Genomic DNA, 24,270 nt, shown 5'->3' on the forward strand with positions numbered 1-24,270 from the left:
CCATTTAAGCGTGTACAGCATGTCCTATCGCTTGCAATAGCGCTTCATGAATCGCTTCAGATAAAGTTGGGTGTGCTGCAATATAATCTCTCATAATATCAGCAGTAACTTCTGTATGAATCATTACAGTTCCTTGTCCAATCAGTTCGGTTGCACGTGGACCAATAATAGAAATCCCTACAATTTCTTGATATTTAGGTTCCACAATGACTTTTACTTTACCCGTTTGTTCTCCAATAATAAGCGCTTTTCCATTTGCTGAAAAAGGAAACTCTCCGATAAGAATATCACCATATTGCTCTCTTGCTAATTTTTCACTTAAACCGACACTAGCAATTTCTGGAGCTGTATAAATACAGCGAGGTACAGCATGATAGTTTACTTTTACATCTTCTCCACTCGCATGTAATGCTGCTGTCGTTCCTTCATGGAAAGCAACGTGAGCAAGCTGGATTCCACCAATCACATCACCCGCTGCGTAAATATGTGATACATTGGTTTGCATATGTTCATTCACAGAAATTCCTTTATTTGAATATTGAATGCCTGCTTTTTCTAAATCTAATTGTTGTACACGTGGTTTTCGGCCGACAGAAACGAGAACAAATTCTGGATTAACTACTTGGGTACTTCCTTCATATTCAAATGAAGCTTGCTTTTTATAATTATTTAATCCTTTTAAAGCTGCTCCTGTAAATATTTCTACGCCATCATTTTCTAGTTTCCCTCTTAAAATGTGTGCGATATCTTCATCTTCACCAGGTAATAATTGCGGTGCCATTTCAACAATCGTAACTTTTGTTCCAAGACGACTATAAATACTTGCAAACTCGCATCCTATTACACCACCACCAACAATTAATAATGATTTCGGTATATTTTCTAGGGACATTGCATGGCTACTATTTAAAATCCATTTCCCATCAAATGTAGCAGAAGGTAATTCAGTCGGTTCTGAACCTGCTGCAATAATGAACTGTTCTCCATCTACTACAATTTCTTTATCACCGTGTGTAACTCTCACACGATGATTCGTTTCAAATCTTGCTTTACCTTGTATAACTTTTATTTTATTTTTCTTCATTAAATATTGAATTCCTTGGACGAGCTGTGTTACAACTTGTGATTTCCTCGCCTGCATTTGCTTCCAATCAACTGAAATACTTCCTTCGTTAAGCATAATTCCATAATGATTCGCTTTTCTCACAATGTCATGCACTTCTGCACTTTCTAACAATGATTTTGTAGGCATGCACCCAACATTTAAACAAGTCCCGCCAAGATCAGCTTCATCAATAAGAGTGACTTCTTTTCCACTTTGAGCCGCGGTAATTGCTGCTACATAGCCAGCAGGTCCGCCACCAATAACGACTAGTTTACTCATTCTCTCACCTTCTCTTTATAAAAGAATTGTTACAGGTTCTTCTAAATAACGTTTAATTGTGCGTAAAAATGCAGCTGCTGGTGCACCATCTAATACACGATGATCGAATGTTAAACTTAAAGGTAACATACTGCCTTTTTTTATTTTCTTCCCTTTATATACTGGAACATGTTCAATTGCACCTATACCTAAAATACCAGTTTCAGGTGTATTTAATACTGGCGTAAAATATTCAATACCGAAGCTACCTAAATTACTAATTGTAAAGGTTGTCCCTTGCATATCATCACTACTTAAACTACTTTCTCTTGCTTTTTGTGCAACATTTTTAATTTGTTTAGATAACTCTACTAAAGATAGATCATTAGCAAAGCGAATAGCTGGAACGACTAATCCTTTTTCTAATGCGACTGCCATGCCTAAATGAACATGTTCAAATTGATGAATTGTATCATCCATATAAGCGCTGTTCATTTCTTTATGCTCTCCAAGGGCTAATACAACAGCACGAGAAACGAAATCCGTAATAGTTAGTTTGTTATCGTATCGTTTTTGTACAACTGCCGCTATTTCTTTATGTAAAGCAACTAAATCTGTAACATCTACTTTCATCGTTAATGTTAATTGCGCACTATTTTGTAAACTTGCATGCATACGGTTTGCGATTGCTTTCCGCATACCAGTAACAGGAATTGCTTTACTTTCTTCTTGTTCAAGTACTTCTGGAATTGTTACTCTTTCTTCAATCACTTTTAATACGTCTACTTTTGTAATCCTTCCGCCAGGTCCTGTACCAACTAATGCTTTGATATCTAGATTTTCAGACTTTGCAATTTTCTTCGCTACAGGTGAAATTTTGATTCTTTGCTTCGCCACTTCTTTCGCATATGGTTCTGGATGTTGGACCTTTTTAGGCTCTAGATTAGGTGCTTTTTCTTCTACAACATTTATACTTTCATTGATTTCTACTTTTTCGTTCAGCTTACCGATATAGCAAATGACAGTGCCAGGTGGAACTCCCTCATCTTCACTTACAGCTATATCAAGAACAGTTCCATCCGCTGGTGCTTCTATTTCAGTTTCAATTTTTTCCGAATTAATACTAGCAATTAGTTCACCTTTTGATACATGATCGCCTGCTTTAATATTCCAGCTCGTAATAACACCTTCTTTCATCGCCATACCTAACTTCGGCATTACAACTTCTACAGCCATGCTTCTCTCTCCCTTCTCATCGTTTTATTACACATGTAATAAAGATTGGTCTCCGATCATTTCTGATACAGTTTCAATTACTTTTTCCGGCGTTGGTAAATATAACTTTTCAAGTGGTGGCGAGAACGGAACTGGTGTATGTGGTGCTGTAATTCGTTTAATAGGTGCATCTAACAAATCGAATCCTTTATCCGCTACAATTGCCGCAATATCCGTTGCGATACTACATCTTGGATTTGCTTCATCAATAACAATAAGGCGATTTGTTTTTTCAACTGATGCTAAAATCGTATCTTCATCTAGTGGTGATAAAGAACGTGGATCAATTACTTCTACTTCAAGTCCTTTTTTCGATAATTGCTCAGCAGCTGCAAGTGCTGTATGAACTTGTTTTCCAATGGCGACGATTGTTACATCAGAACCTTCACGTTTTATATCTGCTTTACCTAATGGAATTGTATAATACCCTTCCGGCACCTCACCTTTCATATTGTAAAGTGTTTTATCTTCAAAGAAGATTACTGGGTCATCATCTTCAATTGCCGCTAATAATAAGCCTTTTGCGTCATATGGAGTAGAAGGAACGACAACTTTTATACCTGGAATGCTCGTAAATAACGCATACAAACTTTGTGAATGTTGTGCAGCTGCGCTAAAACCTGCACCATGCATCGTACGTACTGTAACTGGCACTTTCGCTTTACCACCGAACATATAGCGGAACTTTGCACCTTGGTTTAATACTTGATCAAGACAACTACCGATAAAATCATTAAACATTAATTCAGCAATCGGACGTAGTCCTGTTGCCGCAGCTGCCATTGCTGCTCCCATGTAACCCGCTTCTGAAATTGGTGTATCTAAAATACGATTTCGGCCAAATTCTTGTACAAGGCCTTTCGTAACACCAAGAACACCGCCCCATGCTTCATCATCTTGCAAGTGATCAACTTGTGCACCACCTGCAACGTCTTCTCCTATTAAAATTACGTTTTCATCACGACGCATTGAGATTTTCATCGCTTCATTAATTGCAGTTGACATACTTACTGTTCTAGTCATTATTTTTCACCCTCCTCTTATTTGTAAGAAACGTATACATCTTTTAATAACTCTTCATCCTCTGGATATGGACTATTTTCACTAAATTCAATTGATTTTTGAACCGCTTCATCTACTGCCTTTTCCATATCTACAAGCTCAGATTCAGTTAATAAAGCTTCATGAATTAAATGCTTACGGAAATTCACAATCGCATCTTTTTCATTTAAATGTTCTTCTTTTTCTTCTGAAGTTTTATACGTTTGTGCTTCACCTTCGAAATGACCGTAATTACGATATGTCATACATTCAATTATTGTTGGACCACCGCCATTACGAGCACGTTCTACTGCTTCTTCCGCTGCTTTATACACCGCAAGCAAGTCCTTTCCATCCACTTGAACACCTGGAATATTGTAAGCTTTCGCTCGATCTGCAATGGAATCACAACTTGAAGCATATTCAAATGTTGTCGCTTCACCGTAACCGTTATTTTCTGCGATAAAAATAACTGGTAATTTCCAAATCGCCGCTAAATTAACCCCTTCGTGAAATGTTCCTTCATTATTTGCTCCGTCACCGAAGAAACAAACACTTACATCTTTCGTTCCTTTATATTTAGCTGTTAATGCTGAGCCGCAAGCAAGCGGGAAACCACCACCTACAATGCCATTTGCACCAAGCATTCCTTTATCTAAATCAGCAATGTGCATGGAGCCGCCTTTACCTTTACATAACCCTGTCGCTTTCCCAAAAAGTTCAGCCATCATACCGTTTAAATCGCAACCTTTTGCGATACAATGCCCATGGCCTCTATGCGTACTTGTAATACTGTCACTATCCGTTAAGTGAGCACATACACCAACTGCTACCGCTTCTTCCCCAGCGTATAAATGAACGAAACCTGGCAGAACGCCTTGCGCGAATAATTCATGCACCTTATCTTCAAACTTACGAATCTCTAACATTTTTTCGTACATCCAGCGAGCTTGTTCTTTCGTAATTCCATTCCCTTTACTTTCAGTTGTTTTTAACATGTTCAGCCCTCCTATTTTCTTGTTCATCTTTTATATAGCAAGTACCGTGCCAATTTCCAATCCTTGATTTAATAGGTTTTCTCTCTATGTTGAAAATAAAAAAGTGGACAAAATGAGACATTAGTCTCGTTTTGTCCACTTTTGTTCACCTAATTTGAAAATTATTATGTTATTCACCATCAAAACTCTTCTGTAATTTTCGGATGTAAATAATTTGACCGATATGATATGCATTATGAGTAGTTACATTGGCTAGCACTTCCCACCACTTTGCAGAAACAGGAAATCCCACTACATCGCTTTCAACCTTTTCTTCATTTATGAGATTTTGCCATAGTAACAGTTTCTCTAGTAGTTTTTCTCGTAATTCATCGAAAGTTTGATTATTTGAAAGCATAAAACTTTTGTTATTATCTCCGATAGCAGGCACAGCATTCACATTCGATTCTTTATATCTAGTTTGCCACGTAGAATTCCAATACAATAAATGTTGTACAATTTCAGCTATACTGTTACTCTCTTCATTCGGTTTCCAGAAAGCTTCCCTCTCAGATAAACCCTTAACTGCATCTGAAAACGGAATATACCAACTAGGATCGTTCGCATTCGCTAATAACTGATCTGCTAATACATCTTTCACATGGGCCATCTCTCTTCCCTCATTTCATAAACGTATTCATACTCACTTCTCTATATACGCTGAGTCCGTATAATTTCCTCTTTTAAAAATCACATAGAATATAGAGTTAACGGGTAATGCTCTCAAAACGAATATAAGAATAATAGATTTTCTTATCATAACTCGTTATGATAAAAGAAAAAGAAAGAGAGCAAAAAATGAATAAAAAAATCGCAGTTATAACCGGGGCTTCAAGTGGATTCGGTCTTTTAACAACAATTGAACTTGCGAAAAAAGACTATTTCGTTATCGCTACAATGAGGAACCTTGAAAAACAAGTGAACTTACTATCTATAGCTACCCAACTCAGCTTACAGCAAAACATTAAAATTCAACAATTAGATGTAACCGATCAAAACTCTATACATAACTTTCAATTATTTTTAAAAGAAATAAACAGAGTAGACCTCCTTATTAATAATGCAGGATATGCTAATGGTGGCTTTGTAGAAGAAATTCCAGTAGAGGAATATCGCAAACAATTTGAAACGAATCTTTTTGGTGCTATATCGATCACTCAGCTTGTTTTACCATATATGAGAGAACAACAAAGTGGAAAAATAATTAATATAAGTAGCATTAGTGGACAAGTTGGATTCCCCGGTCTATCTCCTTACGTTTCTTCAAAACATGCATTAGAAGGATGGAGTGAATCCCTTCGTTTAGAAGTAAAACCTTTTGGAATAGATGTTGCTTTAGTGGAACCTGGCTCTTATAACACGAATATATGGGAAGTTGGTAAACAACTAGCTACAAACCAATCTGATACTACTTCTCCTTACAAAGAATATATGGATAAAATACAAAAACATATTAATAACGGCAGTGATACATTTGGCAATCCGATAGATGTTGCTAATAAAATTGTAGAAATTGCTGAATCTAAGCGTACGAATTTACGATATCCGATTGGAAAAGGTGTAAAGTTTATGATCTTTGCAAAGAAAATTCTTCCTTGGAGATTGTGGGAATACCTTGTTTTGAGAAGTTTTAAGAAGATGTAATTCCCTTTATTAAAAACCATTTTGAAAGAGGTGCTAATTAAATGTTAGGTTTACCCTACGGTAAAGTGTTTTTAGTTCCATGGACTGAAGAATGGGCAATTGAATTTGTAAAGGAGAAACAATTCATTGAGGAACAAATTGGCGAGCATATTTTAGCGATACACCATATTGGTAGTACTTCTATTCCACATTTAAGTGCAAAGCCAATTATTGATATAGCAATCGAATTAGAAAATTATACGGACGGTATACATTGTATTAAAAAGTTAGAACTACTAAACTATAAATATAGAGAAAATGTATTGCCTGAACGATATTATTTTAATAAAGGTGAGCCAAGAACTCATCAAATTCATATGTATGAGCGAGGGAATACATATTTAATAGAACAATTACAATTTCGAGATTACTTAATAGACAATAAAACTGCTCGTATACAGTATGAACAGTTAAAGATTCAACTTTCACAAGCTAATCCTAATGATAAACATCAATATGCAGAGGATAAAACAAATTTCATTAAATCTGTATTAACAAAATTAAATGTTTAAATTAAATAAGAAACCATTTAGTAGTAAATGGTTTCTTATTTATTAGTTATTTCATTATTTGTGCCATCAATAATAACATCTGCAAATTCATGTGGCTTATGACTTTCTACATACATATCTTCAGCAACCATCCAATTGTTTTCCCACATATCGCGCGCAGCTTCCCCGTCTCTAGCAATCCCTCTTTTTATACGTGTTTCACGAGGACAATTCACCCATATTTTCAAATTATACATTCCCGCTAGCTCCTGACGTGTTGCATATACACCTTCAATAATTACAATACCACTGGCAGGAACAATATGGGATCCAACTAAAGAATCCTTTTCCCAATCATAACGCTTATAACGCCCTTCTAATCCATTACTAATAGGATCTAGAACTTCTTGTAAAAGACGTTTCCAGTCAAAATCTGCACCAATCGATTTATTCGTAGGATGTACATTTACAATCTTTGCAGATGGTAAATAAAAATCATCCATATGTACAACCGTTACAGTTGAAAAATCACTTTTTATTTTATTAGCTAACGTACTTTTACCTGCACCGCCACAGCCATCAATACCTATTATTATAACTGATTGTTCCGTACATTTTTCTTGAATTCTTTCAATTACCTCATTTAGCCCCAAATTATTCCATCCCCCTTTTTTATTCTTTTTGTTTTAAATTGAAAACGGATCAAAGTAAATGAGCAATAAAATCATAACTATAAATGCCAATAAACCGATTATCGAAAGAATATATTCCTTCGATTCCCTATCATATTTCCACTCCATCCATGCCCTTAACGTCCATAATGTTCCAAAAAAAATGAAAAGGGCATATCCTACATTTGCATTTTCATTACTATTAACATAAATGATACTACTTACGAAATAAATAAAGAACAATCCTATTTCCAATTTCACATGCAAACTATTCACATGCTTATATCCAAAAAAGCCTCTTTTCTCCATATTTAATTTTCTTCTTAAAAACTGTTCTATAAAGTAACCACCTATACCAAGTCCAATAATAATAATAAGCAAAATTGTAGAAATACCCATTGCTCCCCCTCCTATTACCTTATTTATCTTTAGTAATAAAGTGGACTATATTACGGTTATTCTCTTCTAAATAACTTACAATTCCTTCAGGATATGTTGGTTTCTCCTTTAATTCCTCTATGCCCTTCCATATTAAAATAATATCTTCATATTCTTTATGTCTTATTTCATTTGTAACCCTCTCTTTAACAACTCCCCAATGTATCAATGTACAATGATGTCCTTTTTCGTTGTTCCACTCGAAAATATGCTCATTTACAACAGCTAGCTCTTGAACATCAATCTTCAAATCGTATTCTTCCATTAATTCTCTTATTATCGCTTCTTTTGCTGTTTCACCAAATTCAATAGAGCCTCCTGGAAAACGATAAAATGATTCATTTTCATCGCATTGAACGAGCACTTTTGAGTTATTTCCATTATAAATAATGACTTCTACACGTAATACAGATCTATTCATTATTTTCCTCCTTTAAATATTTAATTGAAAATTTATTAAAGAAAGAAATATATAATTAATCCAGTTATTATTAGCGCTGTAACTACAAATAATGAAATCAAGAACTCGCGCGATTCCTTATCATATTTCCACTCCATATGTGATTGAAATCCATATAACGTGATAAAAAACAAAAGAGGTACATACCCCATAAATATACGGTTTGGAAAAAAAGCACTTAGCGCAATAACAACTATATAAGAGAAAATAATAATTCTATTCCCCCATTTATGTGTTTTATTCACATATTGATTATCCCATCCCTTTTGTTTCGGGATGTTTAATCTTTTTCTTGCTATTTTTTCAAAAACGAATATACATAGTACCCATAAAATTAATAGAGTTATTTTGGTAATTGACAGAAAACTCTCTCCTTTTATTTTCTTACTTTTATTTTCTTACTTTTATTTTCTTACTTTTATTTTCTCTGGCTGATCACTCGGATAAGTAGCCTTTCCTTTATTATCAATGTCCCAACTAACAATTGTCGCACTATCGCGTCCGAATTGATGATGAACGTGCTCTAATACATGATGAACACTTTCTTCAAGTTTTATATTATTTCTATTCATATCACTATACAGATTTACAGGAGTTTCATACCGACGTTCCCCGCATTCTAATACTCCATCTGTCACCATTACAATTCGATTCTTTCCATTACGTAATTCACGAATCCCTGATGAATAGCAAGGAATAGGTAAATCAAATGTGTTTACATTTCCAATCCATTCGTAAAAATGACGTTGGTTTAATGCATATTGTCCTAACTTATGTAACTCTTCATGAAATACATAAACTAAACAGTCTCCAATAGATAGCCACCATATATAATTTTCTTTTCTTACACATAGTAAGCAAGCTGTTTCACCTTTAATTCTTTGGCACTTTTCCTTAAATGAAGAAGATTGAAAGATAGTAAGAATATGATTTTCAATAGATCGAAATACTTTATCAATCGATGCAGCCATCATTTCTTTTATATTTTCATATTCTTTTTGAATTGTATTTACTACTAAATCAACACTTTCTGCACTATTATGTCCATCTAGTATAGCTGCAAATTCCCAATCACCATTTGACCAAACTAACGCACCATCTTCATTCTTTTTTGCTCCGGCACTTATATTCCCGCCGTATTTACCAATTACGATTTCACCATATTGCTTTATCGAAATTTCGTCTAAGCACATTTCTCTACTTCCAACCCATGAATATTGTCTATTATTTGTTGTATGCATATTCACTCACCATATACTTTCGTATTCTTTCGCATAGTTTTTTGATTTTTTCTGTATCACCATAAGGCTCACCGTTCCATTTCGCTACTTCAGTCGGTGACCAAAACTCTTTTGGTGTATTTGCATAACGCGGTATGATGTGCATATGCATATGTGGTACACCATTCCCTGAAACAAAAGTGTAAATATGTTCTGCACCTTCACTTTCTTTTAGTGCTTTACTTACTCTACTTGATATAAGTCCGAACCTTTTTGCTTCTTCATCTGTTAGTTCAGCAAGGCCAGGTACATGTCTTTTTATATCTATCATTACATAACCAAGATACGTTTCTTCGCTATCCCAGTGGACATGTCCAACGTAAACGAGTTCATCTTCGTAAATAGCTCCACCTGGAACTGTAATATTTCCTTTATGTTTTTCACAAATGAAGCAATTTTGTTCTTCTTGATTATTTGTTGGCATATCCATCACCATCCTTTTTATATATAATATCATAAAAAAAGGAAAAACAGGATTTATATTCCGAAAATTCATTCTTTTAACGCAACAATTTTGAATTGAATTTACACCTCATTTTTTCTTCAAAACCACAACTCCAATTACAATCCCAATCACAATTCCGATTACTAAATTATTTGTAAAATAACCTTGGACTACACCGATTACAACCCCTATACCGACGCCTATTGCCAAGGCATCATTGCTTTTTTTCTTTTTAGACAAAATAGCATCTCCTCTCATAATTTCTTCCAAAATAATATCTATTTACATGACTTCACTGTCTACTAATATATTCGCTATTTCACTTAATAATTTCCAAAAAATGTACTTTATTACTTATACTTTTCCACCACATAATCCTCTACTTAAGAAGAGATTTTAAAGTCGCTATTAAACAAACATATCGTTATTCATTGAAGAATTAAATCAATGAAATAAAAAAACAAGTTTTTGCGTCAGCTGACGGTTCTGTTATCGTTCGAATATAATCTATTCAAACAAAAAAACACACTTTGTATAATAAAGTGTGTTTTCTTGTTATCTTCTTTTTTGATGAAATCCTTGTGTAATGCGGTCTAATATAATCGCAATGACAACAATAGCTAGTCCGGCTTCAAATCCCATTCCGATATTAACTTGTGTTACAGAACGGTATACATCAACTCCAAGACCTGGAGCTCCTACAAGCGATGCTGTTACTACCATTGATAAAGAGAGCATAATACTTTGGTTCACACCAGCCATGATCGTTCCAGTTGCGAGTGGTAATTGTACTTTAAATAATTTTTGTGATGCGGTAGAGCCAAACGCATTCGCTGCTTCTATTAAATCTTCTGGAACTTGTCTAATTCCTAAGTCAGTAAAACGAATTGTCGGTGGCATTGCAAAGATTACTGATGCAATAATCCCAGGTACTACACCTACTCCAAAAAATGTAATCGCGGGAATAAGATATACGAAAGCCGGCATTGTTTGCATAAAATCTAATGTCGGTTTTAAAAATTTTGAAAACCGTTCATTTTGCGAAGCTAAAATACCAATTGGTATACCTACAATGATTGAAATAATAACAGATGTAAGTACAAGAGCTAATGTTTGCATCGTTTGTGCCCAGTAGTTAATATTTAAAATAAATAATAACCCGATCAGTGTAAAAATAACTAAAGATACTTTTCTCGTTGTGTACCAAATGAGGAAACACAAAATAATAATCATCAATATAGCCGGTATTATTGTTAAAAAATTAGTGAGTAAATCAACGAATCCGCCGATAATATAAGAGAATCCTCGGAATAAGCCTTCAAAGTGCTCATATAAACTTGCAACAAATGAATCGACCCATTCCCCTAAAGGAATACGTGGTATATTATTCATCGTCTTTCACCTCTTCCTCAATATTACCTGCAAGAGCTTGAATGACACTTTCACGTTTAATAATTCCTCTTAATCTTTTCTTCTCATCAATTACTGGTAACGGATATTTCATCTCCGCCATTTTCGCATACGTTTCTTCCAGTAAAGTATCTAAATACACGTGCGGGATATCAGTAAGTAATAAATCAGCAATCGGCCATTGCTTTTGTACTGCTTTACTCGCATCATCTGCCGTTAATATACCTAAAAATTCATATTTTTTGTTAACAACATACACTGTAGAAACACCGGCATTCCTCATAATTTGAAGTGCTACACGTGGTCCACGGTCAATTAATAACGTCTCTGGTCGTTTTAATATAGATTCCGCCGTTATTACTTTTCCTAAATTCACATCCGCCACGAATTTCTCTACAAATTCATTCGCAGGACTCATCATAATTTCTTCTGGCGTTCCAATTTGGACAACTTCTCCATCTTTCATTAACGCAATTCGATCACCAATTCGAAGGGCTTCATCTAAATCATGCGTAATAAAAATAATTGTTTTTTCCATTTTATCTTGTAATTCTAACAGTTCATCTTGCATTTCTTTTCGAATCAGTGGATCTAATGCACTAAATGACTCATCCATAAGTAAAACATCCGGATCATTCGTAAGCGCTCTCGCAATGCCGACACGCTGTTGCATACCACCACTCAGTTGACTTGGATAATTATCTTTATGATGGTCTAATCCAACTAACTTCAAGGACTCTAACGCTTTTCTCTCTCGTTCCTCTACTGGAACTCCTTGTATTTCCAACCCATATGCAACATTTTGCAAAACGGTACGATGAGGGAATAGAGCGAATTTCTGAAACACCATACTCATTTTCGTTCTTCTCACTCTTCGCAACTCTTCTTTGCCCATCGTTGCGATATCTTCTCCATCTATGTATATATGCCCCGCTGTTGGTCTAATCAGTTGGTTTAACATACGAACTAACGTCGATTTCCCGCTACCAGACAATCCCATAATAACGAAAATTTCTCCCGTATATACTTCGAACGTCGCCTTTTTTACGCCAACGTTCATTCCTGTCTCTTTCAAAATTTCCGATTTACTTTTTCCTTCTTTTAATAAGGTAAGCGCTCTTTGCGGGTGTTTCCCAAATACTTTTGTTACGTTTTCAACACGTACCTTTGTATTATCCATGTCACTACTCCTTTTCTACCCATCTATTCACATAGTGTTGCGATTTTGCAAAGAAATATTACATAAAAATAACATTTATAAGATTTCTTTAAAATTCTCTTTTCCGTTCATAATAAGAATGCTTACTTATACATTTATTTAAAAAGCAAACGTTTCTTAGGAGGTTTTTAATGAGAAAGAAAATATGGCTCATATGCCTTGCATTATTTATTACTATGATTTTCTCTTCATGTAATGCAACAAATGCAAATTCGAAAGGAAAAATTAAACTAGGTGTAACAAGTTGGAAAGAAAACATTGCAACAGCAAACATGTGGAAAGTTCTATTAGAACAAAAAGGCTACAAAGTTGAGCTTATGTATTTAGAAAAAGCGGCAATTTGGACTGGTGTTGCTCGCGGTGATGTTGATGCTAATTTAGAAGTATGGCTACCCGTTACGGATAAACCACTAAATGATCGTTATAAAGATGATATTGTCTTAAAATCAAAATGGTATGAAGGAACCGGACTAGGTTTAGTTGTCCCTTCTTATGTGAAAAACATAAACAGCATTGAAGATCTAAATGCACATAAAGATGAACTAGATAATAAAATTGTCGGAATTGAACCTGGCAGCAGCCTAATGAATTTAACAAATAAGGCGATGAAGGAATATGATATTAAACTAAAACTTGTCCAATCTTCTGAAGCGGCGATGATGAGTGAACTAAAGAAAGCATATACGAAAAAGAAACCAATCGCTGTTACGCTTTGGAATCCGCATTGGGGCTTTTCAGAATTTGATTTAAAATATTTAAAAGACCCTAAGAAAGTATATGGTGAAAAAGATGACATTTATTACTCTGTTCGTAAAGGTTTCGAAAAAGATCATCCAGATATCATAAAATACTTTGACAAATGGAAAATGAACGATGAACAGCTCGGTACATTAATGGTCGAGTTAAATAAAACGAAAGATCCCGAAGAAGCGGCGCGAAAATGGATTAAAAAGAACCAAACGTTAGTTGATGAATGGATTAAAGATTAAAAAACCAGGCTAGAGAATGAGCATATTCTCTAGCCTGGTTTATGTTATTTTTTCTCAACGACCCCATCAACAATCCCATATTCTTTAGCTTCCTCTGCTGTCATAAAATAATCTCTTTCCGTATCATGTGCTATTTTTTCGATTGGCTGTCCTGTTCTATCAGCAATAATCTTATTAATGTCATGCTTTAATTTCAATATTCTTTTTGCTGTAATTTCGATTTCTGTTGCTTGCCCTTTTACACCGCCAAGTGGCTGATGAATCATGATTTCACTATTAGGAAGCGCGAATCTTTTTCCTTTTGCACCAGCTAATAGTAAAAGGGCACCAAATGATGCAGCTAAGCCCATACAAAGCGTTTGCACATCCGGTTTAATAAGATTCATTGTATCTAATATTGCAAATCCCGCTGTCGTTGAGCCACCAGGACTATTAATATACAGAAATATATCTTTCTCCGCATCTTCCGCTTCTAAAAATAATAATTGCGCTACTACACTGCTCGCAACCTGATCATTAATCTCTGAACCGATTATAATAATGCGGTCTTTCAATAACCTTGAATATATATCATAGGAACGTTCTCCTAATTTTGTTTGTTCTACTACATATGGAATTGCATTCATTTTAAATCCCTCCAATAATTTTTATGCCGCGCAAAGCATACAACTGTAGGAAGAGGATTGTTTCACATTAAATAATAAGACTGGCTGTTTAGATGGTAACTTAGTAAAATCTATTGTCGGAAGCAGTTTCGTTAATAATTCCGGTCTCTCCTCTCGAATAGACGTCACTACAACTTCCATATCATCTGTGAATTCAACTATCTCAATCCCTTCTTCACTTACAGTTTTCAACCTATTTCTACTCCGAAACAAAGAAGCTTTTACTGCCCCTTCCGATACGGAACATACTTTAGCAATATCAGCGATACTATATTGAAAAACATCCTTTAATAATAAAATCGTGGATTGCTGTACATTTAATGAAGATAATACTTTCCCTACCATTTCATGCAAATCTGCAATATTCTCTTGTGGCTCTTCAAAAGTGATTTGTTCTCTTATTTTTTCATGAACAGACTTAGATTTCATCTGATCTAACCAACGATTTCTTGCTATTTTATAGACGAGTGCCATACAAATATCTTTATTTCTATATTTTTGAAGTACTCTACACACTGTTTCTTGGGCGAGATCTTCCCCATCCCATTTGTTTTTCGTTAAAAAAGTACAGTATCTTTTTAACTCTCCATATTGCTCAATTAAAAAATTTATATTTGAATGATTCATATCGATATGATTCTTTAAAATATGAGTAACTTTTGTGCACAAAATAACCACTCCTTTTCAGCGCTTACTTAATTAACGATTCAACAAATAAAAAAGTTACGGGGCATATAAAAAAATTATGTTTATGTTCAATAATTCGCGGTCATAAATATGTTATGTACCATTTTACGTGAGGAGGAACAAATTTGCCAAAATTAACAATTGAAGGTACGGGAACTTTTGATGTACAAGAAGGCACAAAATTAGTATTAGCAATTGAAGACAACGGTGTAAACATACTCCATCGTTGCGGCGGAAAAGCACGTTGCACAACTTGTAGAGTAGAAATTATAGCAGGTGATTTTTGTGAAGCGAATGCAAATGAAAAAAATGCGATTACAGAAAAAGGGATTGAAGATCATTTACGATTATCTTGTCAAATGCGTGTACATAAGGATATAGTAGTTCGTCCGGTACTTACAGTTGAAAATTCAGGTCTTGATGCTGGACCACGCCCGGCGGAGTAAATCGATGAATTTAAAACAACTCGCTGGTGAATATGCTGCAACTTTCGTAAAAGATGGAATGAAGATTGGGCTTGGTACAGGTTCTACCGTATACTGGACGATAGAAAAATTAGGTGAACGTGTAAAAGAAGGACTATCATTTCAAGCCGTCCCGACATCAAAGGAAACGGAAGCATTGGCACAGCAGCTAAATATCCCACTAATTTCATTAAACGACATACAAAGTCTTAATCTTACAATTGATGGAGCGGATGAAATTGATTCAAATTTACACCTTATAAAAGGAGGCGGTGGCGCATTACTTCGTGAAAAAATCGTTGCCTCCTCCTCTAAAGAACTACTTATTATTGCTGATGAATCAAAACTTGTAACGCATTTAGGTACTTTTCCATTACCTGTTGAAATCATACCTTTTTCATGGAAACAAACCGAAAGTAAAATTCAATCTTTAGGTTGTCAAACAACGTTACGCTTAAAAAATAATGAAACATTTATAACCGATAATAATAACATGATTATTGATTGTGTATTCCCTCATAACATAACGAATCCTGCCAATTTACACAATCATTTAAAAATGATTACTGGTGTAGTTGAAACCGGATTGTTTGTTAATATGACTAGTAAGGCGATTATTGGAACAAACAACGGGATACAGGAATTATAATGGATGCTGACTCTTACAGTCAGCTTTTTATATTTCTCTTTACTACGTATCATTATGATATACTATGAAAATAAAAGTACATTACACTAGAAAGGGCTGAACAAATTGCACTCCAAACTCATAACAGAACTTACAGATTTAGAAACTGCCTTCTACATTCGAAAAGAAGTATTTGTAAAAGAACAAAATGTCCCTCTTGAAGACGAATTCGATACATTCGATGAAATTGGTGAGACATGTAAACATATTTTAGTTTATTATAATGAGCTTCCCGTTGGTACAGGTCGCATACGATTTGTTGATGGCACTGGTAAACTAGAACGTATTTGTATTTTAAAAGACTATCGCAAATATGGATTAGGAAAAGTAATTATTCAAGCGTTAGAAGAAATTGCTCGTAGCAAACAAGTTACAAAAGTGAAGCTACACGGTCAAACACAAGCTGAAGGATTTTATAAAAAATTAGACTATCAAACTTCTTCTGATATATTTATGGAAGATGGCATTCCGCATATACTTATGACGAAAATGTTATCATAATAAAAAGGGCAGTATATGAAACTACATTATGTATTCATATACTACCCTTTTTTATTAATAGAAAAATGAATTCTCAAGATGTCCTTTTGCATCAAAGCCCATTATCTCTTAGTTCATACCTTAGTAAAGCTTACACTGTTTTCCATAATGATAAAGCATAAATCCAGTTTGGATCCCCATTTCCTTTATAACTCTGGACTGCTTCATATACTTTTCCCTCGTGTAGAACTCTATCTCCCTTTTCATATGCTTTCTTTGCATCCCACTCTTCATATGAAGCGCTTTCAGTTTTTGTGGTGATTACGAATATATCACTCTGTACAGATTCATTTCCAGCTACATCAACAGCTTTCACTACATATTTATAAGTAGTATTAGGAAGTAAATTTTTATCCATATAAGAAGTTGTATTAGATGTTGCAATCTTTTTCATTGATCCTTCTTCTTCTCTATAAATATCGTAATGGTCCACACCAATGTTATCGTCAGAAGGACTCCACATTAGATCCACACTTGACGATGTTGTTCCCATACTATGTAATCCTTTTGGTTGTGTTGGTGCTTCTGTATCGGGAGCCTCAACTGCCGTTTTTACTGTAAGCTTTGCACTTTCTTTCGAAGCATTTCCAGCCGCGTCAATCGCTTTTACAGTATAAGAATATTCCGTGCTTGGTTGTAATTTTTTATCAATATAATGAGTGCCCGGTACTGTGTCAATCATCTCTCCGTTACGGAAGATTTGATATCCTTTTACCCCTACATTATCCGTAGAATTGTTCCAAGCTAGTTCTATACTATTCTCTGTTACTTTTTGGGCCTTAATTCCATTTGGAATACTTGGAGCCTCTGTATCTGGTTTTACGTCATTGATGAGATTAACATCAATAACATTATAGAATGCATTTGCTGTATCGGCTACATCCCATACTGCTAAAATCACATGATATCCACTACGATCAGTAGGTACATTGATTTTGTGAGTTAAATGATTTGAGGCTGCAGACCCATCATGTTGTACAGTTCCAATTGGTTCAAAATCTGCTCTTGTGAGCGCTTTATTTGGATTCCATCCTTTTTTTGTAATATAGTAATGCCATTTGCTCGTTAAGTGAGGCGCTGTATATTTCCACGTAAATGTATTTTCCCCGCCTGTAATTGTATTTTTAAACCAACGATCGGCTGTTTGTTGATCTAAAATACCACCAAACTTACCACCTGCAGAAGCGATTTGTCCATCAACTGGGCCACCTTGTGGGAATCCTTTTGGTGCTTCTAAGCTTTGCGGTTCATACATAACACTTCCGCAATTTACATTCAGTGCATCATAGGTTGGACTACATAAAGCAGATCGGCTGCCAGGCTTTTCAACAAAACCGTGCGCGTATGCGTTTTGAGGAATAAGTGTCGTGCCAATAATTCCAGCTGTTAATGCAACAGCTCCTAGACTTTTTTTGTTCATTTTCATGTTTTGTAGTTGTTTTAAAAATTGATTCTTCATGTTCCTGTCCCCTTCTTGTTATAATTCGTAGTGTAATGTGGGCTTCGATGTAAAAGAATAACAAGAGACAATCTTGTAACGATGTATATGTTACTTATACATACACCGCAGTGAAAATATATTTCTTTTTATGTGAAATATTTCACTTAACGAATATATCATGACATAAAAATTAACAAAGTATGTGCAGAAGTTGTGCAGAAACTGTGAAAGCATTACTAACATGTAAAACTATGGCTAGAATTTATAAAACAAGATATTTAATCTTTCAAAACAATTGATTCTCCGCTTCATATAACAGAAAAGTGTCTATATCATTTCATATAGACACTCTTCTAATGTATAATATTCCATTTATTACTGACCTATAAATGTAAAAATCTCATTAGTAGCTTCCTTATAGCCACCAGATTTACGGAAAGACTCCTTCAAATGCAATGCAGCTTCTTTATATGATGGATTATTTAATACAAGTTCTACACTTTCACGTAGTTGTTCTACAGTTAATTCTTTCATAGATAACTTAATCCCAACTCCTAGATTCTCTACTTGCTTTGCGATTACTGGCTGATCTGCACTTTGCGGAATTACAATGAGTGGAATCCCGTTATATAGCCCTTCATGTGTACTGTTCATTCCACCATGTGTAATAAACAACTTTGTATATGCAAGTAGTTTCGTTTGTGGTACATAGTTTTTCACAATGAAGTTTTTAGGAATTTCACCTAAATCACTTATGTTCGTTTTATTACCAATAGACATCACAATAGTATGCTCGCTATTCTCGAACGCCTTCATACAAAGTTTATAAAAATCAAGCGCTTCATTAAAAACAGTGCCTAGCGAAATGTAAATCGGGCTTTTTTCTTCAATTGAAGTAAAATCAAAGTCTTCATTTTTCACTTGTGCAGGGACGGATGGACCTACAAATTTAAATTTTTCATTAAACATATCTCCAAAAGGCTGGAACTCTTTTATTGTATATACAATAGTAAGTGACGCTGGATTACAGAAAACTTCATATGGTGAGTTTATTTCAACACTATACTTTTCCGCAACCTCCTTAGTTAATCTTTCAAAATCATTATGTATCCTCTCCTGAACTTTCACTGGGATACTTTTAGACAAGTGATCTAACATTTGTTTAAATGATTTTTCATCTTGTGCAAAAGATGTACAGGAATTTATTGCTGGAAGCTTTAAAATTTGAGCAATTATACGGCCACAGCCAAACATCGAATCATGAATCATATAATCAAAATATTCTCCTTCAATTTGTTCAAGAACACTTGGTATAATAACATCTGCTGTATGTAGAAGGCCATTTATTCTTTCCTGCAAATAATTTCGGCCACCGGAAAGAAATGCTTTTATAAACCTTTGGTCGTCAATTGTTCTTACAATAGCCCCTGTTTTTTCAATACGTTCTCTGAAAGCTTCTATTGAAAAATAAACTACCTCTTCTCCGCGCGAAACTAATTCTTCTACAACTTGCAACGTTGGATTTATATGTCCTTCTGATCCAGTATTAATGAATAAAACACGTGCCACTTTAAACACTCCTTAATTTAAATCTTTTCTATTTTGTCATTAGGATTACAGGTATTTCCCATGCTCCCAGGTCTTATTATTCTTCTAAATGGACCTAGCGAGCCTAAACCCAAGGTCATCTATATAAAATGTAGGATGGCTACGTCGACGACAAGTCGCACCGCAACCTCTAGCTGCCTCAGCCCAACTACCACCTCGAAAAATCCGATATGATCCATACACCTTTTCATCATACAAATCATAGCACCATTCCCAAACGTTCCCTAACATATCATACAGTCCCCATGCATTTGGTTCTTTTTTACCGATGTCTTGAATTTGTCCGTTTGAATTTTCATTATACCAAGCAATCTTTTTCAGTTCACCGTATATGTATCCATTAGTTCCTGCTTTACACGCATATTGCCACTCTGCTTCTGAAGGTAATCGGTACCCATTTGAATCTAAATTACAACTAACAATTTGACCACCGTCATTAATAGAATAATATTCTTTTAACCCCGCTTTTTTTGAAAGTAGATTACAAAACATAATGGCATCATTCCATGAGATATTTACAACTGGTTTGTTTTTATCTTTGGATAAATTTGATGTACGATTCGTAATCGCATCATACAATTCCATCGTTACAACATACTTTGCAAGAAGAAACGAATTAACTTGGACTTTCCATTCTTTCTTTATTCGATCATCTCTTAATTCTACTTTTCCTGCTGGAATTTTCACCATATTAGAATCAACTAGCCTAATAAATCTATCCAATTCTATACCCCCAGGTTATTTCTTTTTATAATCTAACCATTTATAGCATTGTACTTCTCTAAAAATAGTCTTACTTCATTTGTAGATTTTAAAATAATAACATCTTTATCCTTACTCAATTGATTTAACTTCTTTAAAATTGTAGGTCGCTTCGTCTTAGGATATTCCCATATCCATTTAAAAAATTGCAAATCAAATCTTTCCTTACATCCCGCGCCCATATCCGGTCTTGTTTTATTCCGATATTGTATAACTCTTTTAAAAGCACGATAAGCACATATTGTTCTATGAATATCAAGAAAAATAATTGTATCAGCTGCGTTCATTCTTATATCCATTGTCCCACCATAATTCCCATCAATAATCCACTCATCTTCTTTAACTAATTCATTTTGAACCGTTCTTTGCTCCTCTTTCGGTACCCCTTCCCAATTCGGTTTCCAAAATAACGCATCAAGATGATGTACTTTAATATTTAATTTATTTCCTAACTGCCTTGCTAATGTAGATTTCCCCGAACCACCAGAACCTATTAATATTATTTTTTTCATATTTGTACACTACTTTCTATTAATTCTTCAATAGTTTCTTTATTAGCAAAAATCCAGAAAAACATCTCTTCATTTAACTTTAGTAAATCTGGTAACTGAACAAAATAAGTAATAAAGATAACTTGAATTGAAAGCATAACGTACCAAATGGCTTGTAGTTCTTCTCTCGTTAAAATACTTTGCTTATTATATCCTTCAAAGATTTTGCTAATGATATGTTGCCACTTCCCTCTTAATTCCTCATCACTATGTAACTCACTCAAAATACTTGTACAGCAATAACATAAATCAAATACTCTAACATTCCTTTCTAAAAGCTCAAAATCTATAAATCCTTGAAATTCATTATCTTTGAAAATCACATTCGATAAGTGCATATCGCGATGAATGATTTGTTTTCGTAATGGGTGGACCTTTTCCTTAAAATCTGAATGTATTTGATTCATTTTTTGAACTACATCCTGATCAACATGCTCATTCTTTTGTAAATTAGATAACGCCCATTCGTATACCAATGTATACAAATCTCTTTTTACTAACTCATTATTATTCACCGAATTAAGTGCTTGATGTAAATTAGCTATTCCTTCTCCAATTGTACTTCCTAGCTCCTTCAGATTTTCTGTATCTTTTATTTCAAGTACACTTCCAGCAATATATTCGTACAAACAATAATACTTCTCTTTATAAAATACATACTTTTTACTATTACTCGTTTTCACTAATTTTTGTACTTTAACCCCTTTTTCCTCAAGCTGTTCTAATACATGTATTTCAACTAATAGCTGTTTTATCGATCCCTTTTCCTTTAAAATATAGGATTTATTATTACAATGAATCTTTGTTACGTTTGCTTTTATTTCAATGGCTGTGACATCTTTATCTTCAAACCAAAAATTCACAATTTCCAATATATCCCCCATAATAAATACCCCCATTTAAAATCGCTTATTCTTCGTTAATATAAACTCAAAAAGAAATCCTACCCCAACACCAATTGTATAAGCCACCAAATCACTCCACAAAAATCCGTAACCTAACACAAGTCCACCTAAAGTCGTTGCACGAATACTATCTATCCATTCAGCATGATACAATTGGCTCACTTCAATCCCGTAGCAAAACATTAAACTAATAAAAGCCAATTTCTTCGTTTCTATTTTAGGAAATAAAAATCCAAATCCAATGAAAATCATTAACGCCCATAAAGCATCACCTAAATAATCATTTAATAGAGCCGGCAGCGCAAAAGCAAACTTTCTTGAACTAAGCCCTAAAATAATAACAAGAATAGTAAACATTGCGTATAGTAATCTATTTCGTTTCGTATTCATTTCAAAACTCCTATTTCATCATTTAAAACTGCAAAATAGCTAGTAAAATATAATCATTTTACTAGCTATTTATTAACTGCTTTAACAATAAGAAAATGTGGATTTGTATTTAAATAATGATAAGATTTTTCATTTACTTCTTTCATCTTTTCAACGGGCCTCGGTTCAACCATTTTTTCTAACACAAAATAATTTGTTGTTTCATTAATAATGTCTTGAAGTGACCTTCTAAAAAATTCAACTTCAATTGTAATGTTTGGTTTAACCCAAGTATCTAATAATAATTGTTTTTCGAAATAATTTTTACAAGTAAACTTTGTAAAATCCATAAAAGGATGATGAACGGAGTATATAAATTCTCCACCTGGCTTCAGTACGCGACGAAACTCCTGAAATACTTGATTCCAATTTTCTAAATAATGAAGGGTTAACGAACTTACAATTACATCAAAAGTATGATCTTCAAACGGTAATATTTCTTGCAAATCATGACAAAGAAACGTTGCCTTATCACCCATACTTTCCTTTGCAGCTTTTACCATTTCAGAACTTACGTCAATTGCAGTAACATTTGCTCCACTTTCTACAAATTGAGAAGTATACCATCCAGCTGCACACCCAGCATCTAGCACACTCTTCCCTTCTAATCTCTTTGGAATCATCTCCATCATCGCTGGTCTTTCATAATAGCTGTTATATGGATTTGCGACATCTAGATTTTCTTTATATGTACTCGCTAATTTATCATATGTATCTTTAATCGTGTCTTTCAACACACCCACCCCTTATACATATTAATCTAATAACTCTTGCTGCTTTTTCTTTGAAAATGACTGCAGAACTAAATCATACGACCAATCAATCATCTTATTAATTTGCACCTGTTCCACATCTTTATGTATATACACTGTATTCCAATGTCTTTTATTCATATGGTACCCTGGAATAATTGTTTCTGGATACTCTTCTCTTAATCTTAGCGCAAGTTCTGGATCACATTTTAATGTTATTGCCGCTTTTTCGCCTTCTTCATAGTTCAATATCGCAAAGATTTTATTATTAAGTCTCATACATGTTGCATTCCAACCATCAGGAGAATCTTCTGTCGCTTTTCTTTTCGATAAACAATATGCTCTTGTTACCTTCATTCTAATTCGCACCTCATATTTCTTTCACTATTTGATTACGATGCATCACAATTTGGTTCGTCGCTTGAAGTTGCTGTTGACCATAAAACTTTATAAGTTTCTCTCCACAAAATAGGCTTACAATATCGATATGAGATATCTCTTCAAGCAACATTGTAAGCATCTTCTCACCAATACCTTTATTTCTTACACTCTCATGCACAACAACATCTTCTAAGTACGCTCGAAAAACACCGTCTGAAACAACTCTAGCAAAACCAATTAACTCATTTTCTTTCCATACCCCAATTACTATACTGTTTTTTAACATTTTTTGAATATCGATTTCTTTTCTTTCTGGCCACCAACCGACAGAATCGTAAAGCCTCTTTAATTTTTCTGAACAGATTGGTTTCTCATCTTGTAATTTATACGTATACATTTTCTTTCTCACATTTAACATAATATAAATTATTATAAATGATTTTATAAATTTATAATATGGATTTTACAATTGCAATATAAACAATTCTCTAATACCTTTCCTATCTCCTCTATTAAGTTAGATCATTTCAAATTAACAAATTTATGGAAATACAAAACAACTAATAAAATATTTACCTATTAAACTTTGAATTAC

Annotated in this window: 31 protein-coding genes; 6 read left to right on the forward strand and 25 right to left on the reverse strand. The window is 34.2% G+C overall.

Annotated features, from left to right (window positions below):
- Window positions 1-4: 4 nt before the first annotated feature.
- The 5 genes from lpdA to PDK19_RS14085 form a co-directional block, all read right to left on the reverse strand.
- Window positions 5-1,384, reverse strand: coding sequence for a dihydrolipoyl dehydrogenase (gene lpdA, locus PDK19_RS14065; RefSeq protein ID WP_000041225.1), 1,380 nt, complete (start codon window positions 1,382-1,384; stop codon window positions 5-7).
- A 15-nt stretch (window positions 1,385-1,399) separates the two neighbouring features.
- Complete coding sequence (locus tag PDK19_RS14070; protein WP_088106749.1) at window positions 1,400-2,599, reverse strand: dihydrolipoamide acetyltransferase family protein; 1,200 nt, start codon at window positions 2,597-2,599, stop codon at window positions 1,400-1,402.
- Between the two features lie 27 nt (window positions 2,600-2,626).
- A complete protein-coding gene (gene acoB / locus PDK19_RS14075; RefSeq protein WP_000198893.1) occupies window positions 2,627-3,661 on the reverse strand; it encodes an acetoin:2,6-dichlorophenolindophenol oxidoreductase subunit beta in 1,035 nt (344 codons plus the stop codon).
- Window positions 3,662-3,678: 17 nt separating this feature from the next.
- Window positions 3,679-4,677, reverse strand: coding sequence for an acetoin:2,6-dichlorophenolindophenol oxidoreductase subunit alpha (acoA, locus tag PDK19_RS14080; RefSeq protein ID WP_000921306.1), 999 nt, complete (start codon window positions 4,675-4,677; stop codon window positions 3,679-3,681).
- Between the two features lie 169 nt (window positions 4,678-4,846).
- On the reverse strand, window positions 4,847-5,326 hold the full coding sequence (locus PDK19_RS14085) for a DinB family protein (RefSeq protein WP_000951609.1): 480 nt from the start codon (window positions 5,324-5,326) through the stop codon (window positions 4,847-4,849).
- A 188-nt stretch (window positions 5,327-5,514) separates the two neighbouring features.
- Here PDK19_RS14085 and PDK19_RS14090 point away from each other — a divergent pair, with 188 nt between their 5' ends.
- Both PDK19_RS14090 and PDK19_RS14095 read left to right on the forward strand, forming a co-directional pair.
- The gene (locus tag PDK19_RS14090) at window positions 5,515-6,360 is read left to right on the forward strand and encodes an oxidoreductase (protein WP_001034816.1); all 846 of its coding nucleotides are present in this window, start codon (window positions 5,515-5,517) and stop codon (window positions 6,358-6,360) included.
- Window positions 6,361-6,401: 41 nt separating this feature from the next.
- Window positions 6,402-6,911, forward strand: a complete 510-nt coding sequence (locus tag PDK19_RS14095) for a GrpB family protein (protein WP_049111455.1) — start codon at window positions 6,402-6,404, stop codon at window positions 6,909-6,911.
- Window positions 6,912-6,946: 35 nt separating this feature from the next.
- Here PDK19_RS14095 and PDK19_RS14100 read toward each other — a convergent pair whose 3' ends face one another.
- The 9 genes from PDK19_RS14100 to PDK19_RS14140 all read right to left on the reverse strand — a co-directional run bounded on the left by PDK19_RS14100 (window position 6,947) and on the right by PDK19_RS14140 (window position 12,774).
- A complete protein-coding gene (locus tag PDK19_RS14100) occupies window positions 6,947-7,543 on the reverse strand; it encodes a uridine kinase family protein (RefSeq protein ID WP_049111457.1) in 597 nt (198 codons plus the stop codon).
- A gap of 33 nt (window positions 7,544-7,576) precedes the next feature.
- Window positions 7,577-7,960, reverse strand: a complete 384-nt coding sequence (locus PDK19_RS14105) for a DUF4181 domain-containing protein (protein WP_000513005.1) — start codon at window positions 7,958-7,960, stop codon at window positions 7,577-7,579.
- A gap of 19 nt (window positions 7,961-7,979) precedes the next feature.
- Window positions 7,980-8,420, reverse strand: coding sequence for an NUDIX domain-containing protein (locus PDK19_RS14110; protein WP_001082146.1), 441 nt, complete (start codon window positions 8,418-8,420; stop codon window positions 7,980-7,982).
- Between the two features lie 35 nt (window positions 8,421-8,455).
- Window positions 8,456-8,794, reverse strand: coding sequence for a DUF4181 domain-containing protein (locus PDK19_RS14115; RefSeq protein WP_162837645.1), 339 nt, complete (start codon window positions 8,792-8,794; stop codon window positions 8,456-8,458).
- Between the two features lie 69 nt (window positions 8,795-8,863).
- A complete protein-coding gene (locus PDK19_RS14120; protein WP_080494714.1) occupies window positions 8,864-9,700 on the reverse strand; it encodes a PP2C family serine/threonine-protein phosphatase in 837 nt (278 codons plus the stop codon).
- Complete coding sequence (locus PDK19_RS14125; RefSeq protein WP_041184521.1) at window positions 9,684-10,169, reverse strand: HIT family protein; 486 nt, start codon at window positions 10,167-10,169, stop codon at window positions 9,684-9,686. The genes PDK19_RS14120 and PDK19_RS14125 overlap by 17 nt, the downstream gene beginning before the upstream one ends.
- A gap of 102 nt (window positions 10,170-10,271) precedes the next feature.
- On the reverse strand, window positions 10,272-10,442 hold the full coding sequence (locus PDK19_RS14130) for a hypothetical protein (RefSeq protein WP_001992228.1): 171 nt from the start codon (window positions 10,440-10,442) through the stop codon (window positions 10,272-10,274).
- A gap of 297 nt (window positions 10,443-10,739) precedes the next feature.
- Complete coding sequence (locus PDK19_RS14135; RefSeq protein WP_001059833.1) at window positions 10,740-11,576, reverse strand: ABC transporter permease; 837 nt, start codon at window positions 11,574-11,576, stop codon at window positions 10,740-10,742.
- Window positions 11,569-12,774: a quaternary amine ABC transporter ATP-binding protein gene (locus PDK19_RS14140; RefSeq protein WP_000370623.1), complete on the reverse strand. Its 1,206-nt coding sequence runs from the start codon at window positions 12,772-12,774 to the stop codon at window positions 11,569-11,571. The genes PDK19_RS14135 and PDK19_RS14140 overlap by 8 nt, the downstream gene beginning before the upstream one ends.
- 170 nt (window positions 12,775-12,944) lie before the next feature.
- Between PDK19_RS14140 and PDK19_RS14145 the strand changes: the two genes are divergently transcribed.
- A complete protein-coding gene (locus tag PDK19_RS14145) occupies window positions 12,945-13,802 on the forward strand; it encodes a glycine betaine ABC transporter substrate-binding protein (protein WP_001227648.1) in 858 nt (285 codons plus the stop codon).
- A gap of 44 nt (window positions 13,803-13,846) precedes the next feature.
- Here the strand turns inward: PDK19_RS14145 and clpP are convergent, their stop codons facing one another.
- Both clpP and PDK19_RS14155 read right to left on the reverse strand, forming a co-directional pair.
- Entirely contained in the window at window positions 13,847-14,428 is a 582-nt protein-coding gene (gene clpP / locus PDK19_RS14150) for an ATP-dependent Clp endopeptidase proteolytic subunit ClpP (RefSeq protein ID WP_001992188.1), read from the reverse strand.
- A gap of 21 nt (window positions 14,429-14,449) precedes the next feature.
- Complete coding sequence (locus tag PDK19_RS14155) at window positions 14,450-15,136, reverse strand: RNA polymerase subunit sigma-70 (RefSeq protein ID WP_049111461.1); 687 nt, start codon at window positions 15,134-15,136, stop codon at window positions 14,450-14,452.
- A 143-nt stretch (window positions 15,137-15,279) separates the two neighbouring features.
- Between PDK19_RS14155 and PDK19_RS14160 the strand changes: the two genes are divergently transcribed.
- The 3 genes from PDK19_RS14160 (at window position 15,280) to PDK19_RS14170 (ending at window position 16,807) form a co-directional block, all read left to right on the forward strand.
- Window positions 15,280-15,600: a 2Fe-2S iron-sulfur cluster-binding protein gene (locus PDK19_RS14160; RefSeq protein ID WP_049111462.1), complete on the forward strand. Its 321-nt coding sequence runs from the start codon at window positions 15,280-15,282 to the stop codon at window positions 15,598-15,600.
- Window positions 15,601-15,604: 4 nt separating this feature from the next.
- Window positions 15,605-16,267 (forward strand): ribose-5-phosphate isomerase RpiA, encoded by a 663-nt coding sequence (rpiA, locus tag PDK19_RS14165; protein WP_049111464.1) that lies wholly within the window; start codon window positions 15,605-15,607, stop codon window positions 16,265-16,267.
- Window positions 16,268-16,372: 105 nt separating this feature from the next.
- Window positions 16,373-16,807: a GNAT family N-acetyltransferase gene (locus tag PDK19_RS14170; protein ID WP_014893650.1), complete on the forward strand. Its 435-nt coding sequence runs from the start codon at window positions 16,373-16,375 to the stop codon at window positions 16,805-16,807.
- A 130-nt stretch (window positions 16,808-16,937) separates the two neighbouring features.
- Here PDK19_RS14170 and PDK19_RS14175 read toward each other — a convergent pair whose 3' ends face one another.
- From PDK19_RS14175 to PDK19_RS14215, 9 genes are all read right to left on the reverse strand, one after another.
- Entirely contained in the window at window positions 16,938-18,305 is a 1,368-nt protein-coding gene (locus tag PDK19_RS14175; RefSeq protein WP_049111466.1) for a lytic polysaccharide monooxygenase, read from the reverse strand.
- Between the two features lie 357 nt (window positions 18,306-18,662).
- On the reverse strand, window positions 18,663-19,856 hold the full coding sequence (locus PDK19_RS14180; RefSeq protein WP_049111468.1) for a macrolide family glycosyltransferase: 1,194 nt from the start codon (window positions 19,854-19,856) through the stop codon (window positions 18,663-18,665).
- A gap of 84 nt (window positions 19,857-19,940) precedes the next feature.
- On the reverse strand, window positions 19,941-20,585 hold the full coding sequence (locus PDK19_RS14185; protein ID WP_049111478.1) for a formylglycine-generating enzyme family protein: 645 nt from the start codon (window positions 20,583-20,585) through the stop codon (window positions 19,941-19,943).
- A 65-nt stretch (window positions 20,586-20,650) separates the two neighbouring features.
- Window positions 20,651-21,169 (reverse strand): DNA topology modulation protein, encoded by a 519-nt coding sequence (locus PDK19_RS14190; RefSeq protein ID WP_000720549.1) that lies wholly within the window; start codon window positions 21,167-21,169, stop codon window positions 20,651-20,653.
- A complete protein-coding gene (locus PDK19_RS14195; RefSeq protein ID WP_049111470.1) occupies window positions 21,166-22,092 on the reverse strand; it encodes a phosphotransferase enzyme family protein in 927 nt (308 codons plus the stop codon). Before PDK19_RS14195 ends, PDK19_RS14190 begins: the two co-directional genes overlap by 4 nt.
- Window positions 22,093-22,107: 15 nt before the next feature.
- Window positions 22,108-22,503 (reverse strand): ribosomal maturation YjgA family protein, encoded by a 396-nt coding sequence (locus PDK19_RS14200; protein WP_001093434.1) that lies wholly within the window; start codon window positions 22,501-22,503, stop codon window positions 22,108-22,110.
- Window positions 22,504-22,568: 65 nt separating this feature from the next.
- On the reverse strand, window positions 22,569-23,276 hold the full coding sequence (locus tag PDK19_RS14205; protein ID WP_270707384.1) for a class I SAM-dependent methyltransferase: 708 nt from the start codon (window positions 23,274-23,276) through the stop codon (window positions 22,569-22,571).
- Window positions 23,277-23,297: 21 nt separating this feature from the next.
- A complete protein-coding gene (locus PDK19_RS14210; RefSeq protein ID WP_270707386.1) occupies window positions 23,298-23,651 on the reverse strand; it encodes an MmcQ/YjbR family DNA-binding protein in 354 nt (117 codons plus the stop codon).
- Between the two features lie 13 nt (window positions 23,652-23,664).
- On the reverse strand, window positions 23,665-24,072 hold the full coding sequence (locus tag PDK19_RS14215) for a GNAT family N-acetyltransferase (RefSeq protein ID WP_270707387.1): 408 nt from the start codon (window positions 24,070-24,072) through the stop codon (window positions 23,665-23,667).
- Window positions 24,073-24,270: the final 198 nt, after the last annotated feature.

Origin of the sequence: Bacillus cereus group sp. BcHK124 (assembly GCF_027712065.1) — a bacterium.
Taxonomy (GTDB): Bacteria; Bacillota; Bacilli; order Bacillales; family Bacillaceae_G; genus Bacillus_A; species Bacillus_A pacificus.